The organism is Intrasporangium sp. (assembly GCF_051961875.1).
Classification (GTDB): domain Bacteria; phylum Actinomycetota; class Actinomycetes; order Actinomycetales; family Dermatophilaceae; genus Intrasporangium_A.
Genome location: NZ_JBQCCV010000159.1, coordinates 1 through 2653 on the forward strand (window position 1 = coordinate 1; position 2653 = coordinate 2653).

General features: G+C 69.9%; 3 protein-coding genes. 1 reads left to right on the plus strand and 2 read right to left on the minus strand.

What is annotated here, in order from left to right; genetic code table 11:
- Both valS and ACTHJJ_RS09560 read right to left on the minus strand, forming a co-directional pair.
- On the minus strand, positions 1-1700 hold a 1700-nt coding region (gene valS / locus ACTHJJ_RS09555; RefSeq protein ID WP_440302709.1), incomplete at its 3' end, for a valine--tRNA ligase.
- Between the two features lie 101 nt (positions 1701-1801).
- Positions 1802-2167, minus strand: coding sequence for a VOC family protein (locus ACTHJJ_RS09560; RefSeq protein ID WP_440302710.1), 366 nt, complete (start codon positions 2165-2167; stop codon positions 1802-1804).
- Positions 2168-2244: 77 nt separating this feature from the next.
- Here ACTHJJ_RS09560 and ACTHJJ_RS09565 point away from each other — a divergent pair.
- Positions 2245-2653, plus strand: a 409-nt coding sequence (locus tag ACTHJJ_RS09565; RefSeq protein ID WP_440302711.1) for a lysophospholipid acyltransferase family protein, incomplete at its 3' end; no start/stop codon positions are given.

Genomic DNA, 2653 nt, shown 5'->3' on the forward strand with positions numbered 1-2653 from the left:
CAGGTGCGGATGATGTCCTGGCCCTGCGGGCGCAGGTCCATCGGGAACAGCTTGCCGAACAGCTGCGGGTCGTCGCGCCAGCCGAGGGCGATCTGCGGCGAGAGCGAGGAGGTCGCCCAGGTGTCCATGATGTCGGGGTCGGCGACGAAGCCGCCCGGCTCGCCTCGCTGCGACTCGTCGAACCCCTCGGGGACGTCGACCTGCGGGGCGACGGGCAGGGCGGACTCCGGGGGTGTGAGCAGGGAGTCGTGGTCGACCTCGCCGGACTCGTCGACGCGGTACCCGACCGGGAACGGCACGCCGAAGAACCGCTGCCGGGAGACGAGCCAGTCGCCGTTGAGCCCCTCGATCCAGTTCTTGTAGCGCGCCCGCATGAACGCCGGGTGGAAGTCGATCTCGTCGCCCCGGGCGATGAGGGCGGCCCGCAGGTCGGCGTCACGTCCACCGTTGCGGATGTACCACTGGCGCGAGGTCACGATCTCGAGCGGCTTGTCGCCCTTCTCGTAGAAGTTGGCCTTGCGCTGCGTCTTCTGGGGCTCGCCCTCGAGGTCGCCCGACTCGCGCAGGGCGGCCACGACGGCCTCACGGGCACTGAACGTCGTCTTGCCGGCGAGCTCCGCGGCATACAGCTGCTCACCGGGGCCACCGGCGATCCACTCGGGCGTCTCGGCCTGCATCCGGCCGTTGCGGGTGATGAGCGAGCGGGTCGGCAGCTGCAGCTCCCGCCACCACATGACATCGGTGAGGTCACCGAAGGTGCAGCACATCGCGATACCGGCGCCCTTGTCCATCTCGGCGGCCGGATGAGCGAGCACCGGCACCTCGACGCCGAAGAGCGGCGAGCTGACCGTCGTGCCGAAGAGCGGCTGGTAGCGCTCGTCGTCGGGGTGTGCGATGAGCGCGACGACCGACGGGATCAGCTCCGGACGCGTCGTCTCGATGTGCACCGGCTCCCCACCGTCCCGGTGGAAGGCGACCCGGTGGTAGGCGCCCGGGTAGTCGCGCGCCTCGAGCTCGGCCTGCGCGACGGCGGTCTGGAAGGTCACGTCCCACAGGCCCGGTGCCTCGGCCTGGTAGGCCTCACCGCGCGCGAGGTTGCGCAGGAAGGCCTGCTGGGCCACCGCCCGGGAACGCTCGTCGATGGTGCGGTAGGAGATGTTCCAGTCGAGGGAGAATCCGAGCCGCCGGAAGAGGGACTCGAAGGCCTCCTCGTCCTTGACGGTGAGCACGTCACACAGCTCGATGAAGTTCTTGCGGCTGACCGGGCGCTGGTCGTGCGCCTTGATCGCCTTGCCGTCCGAGCCGACGCCGCCCTCGCCGGGCGGCACGAGGCCCTCTTCGTACGGCAGCGTCGCGTCGCCGCGCACGCCGTAGTAGTTCTGCACCCGCCGCTCGGTCGGCAGGCCGTTGTCGTCCCACCCGATGGGGTAGAACACCTCGAAGCCGCGCATCCGCTTGTAGCGGGCCATGCAGTCGGTGTGGGTGTAGCTGAAGACGTGGCCGACGTGCAGGCTGCCGCTCGCCGTCGGCGGCGGCGTGTCGATCGCGAAGACCTGCTCGCGGGGCAGCGAGAGGGCGCGCGCCCGGTCGAACGCGTAGGTGCCCTGCTCGCGCCATACCTGCATCCACTTCTCCTCGAGGCCGTCGAGCGTCGGCCGCTCGGGGATCCGCGAGGTCGTGGGGGCAGGTGCGTCAGTCATGCGGGCAATCCTTCCATGTCCGCCGCAGTGCCCTCGCACCCGTTTCATCCGGTATGCGGTCAGCCGGGTGCCCGCTCGCGCGTCACCCAGTGGCGGGTGGGTCAGGACATCTCGGTGGTGCCCTCGTAGAGGCCCATCTGGTTGCCCTCGCTGTCCTCGAAGGCCGCGAACCAGCTCGTGTCCGAGATGGGGGTCTTGGCCATCACGACCCGGCCGCCGTTCTGCTCGACCTTGCCGAGGGCGTCGTCGATCGAGTCGACCTCGACGTAGCTGCGCGGGTGCTCCATGCCCTCGGCCCGGGCCGTGAGCCCACCACCGCTGATCTGGTTCGGGGCCCGCCACATGGGGTAGCCCTCGTAGCCGGGGACCTCGTTGATCTGCCAGCCGAGGACCGTCGTGTAGAAGCGCCGGGCCCGGTCCATGTCGTCAACGGGTATGTCGATGTGGGTGATGTCTCCGTGTGCCATGGTTCACGCTAGCGCCGGGAGCCGACACTGGGTACCTATTGCCGATGCCGGGAACGGGACACGGCAGAGTGTGCTCCATGGAGCCGGTCTACGAGGCGGTCGTCGGGTTCGCACGGGGCATCTTCGCCCTGCAGGGGTTGCGGTTCACGATCGTCGGTGACGAGAACATCCCCCGCGAGGGCGGTGCCGTCATGGTCGTCAACCACACCGGCTACATGGACTTCACCTACGCGGGACTCGCGGCCCAGAGGTCCGGCCGGCTCGTGCGGTTCATGGCCAAGGAGAGCGTCTTCAGGCATCCGGTGAGCGGCCCGCTCATGCGGGCCATGCACCACATCCCGGTCGACCGTGAGGCCGGTGCATCGTCGTATGCCGCTGCCGTCACGGACCTGCGGCGCGGCGGGGTCGTCGGTGTCTTGCCGGTGGCGCCGAGCTCGCGGGCGGTGGTGCTGCCGGGCTTCAAGACCGGCGCGGCGCGGCTGGCCG

Coding starts and splice junctions, on each gene's coding strand:
- ACTHJJ_RS09560 (WP_440302710.1), bottom strand. CDS start 2,167: ATGGCACACGGAGACATCACCCACATCGACATACCCGTTGACGACATG.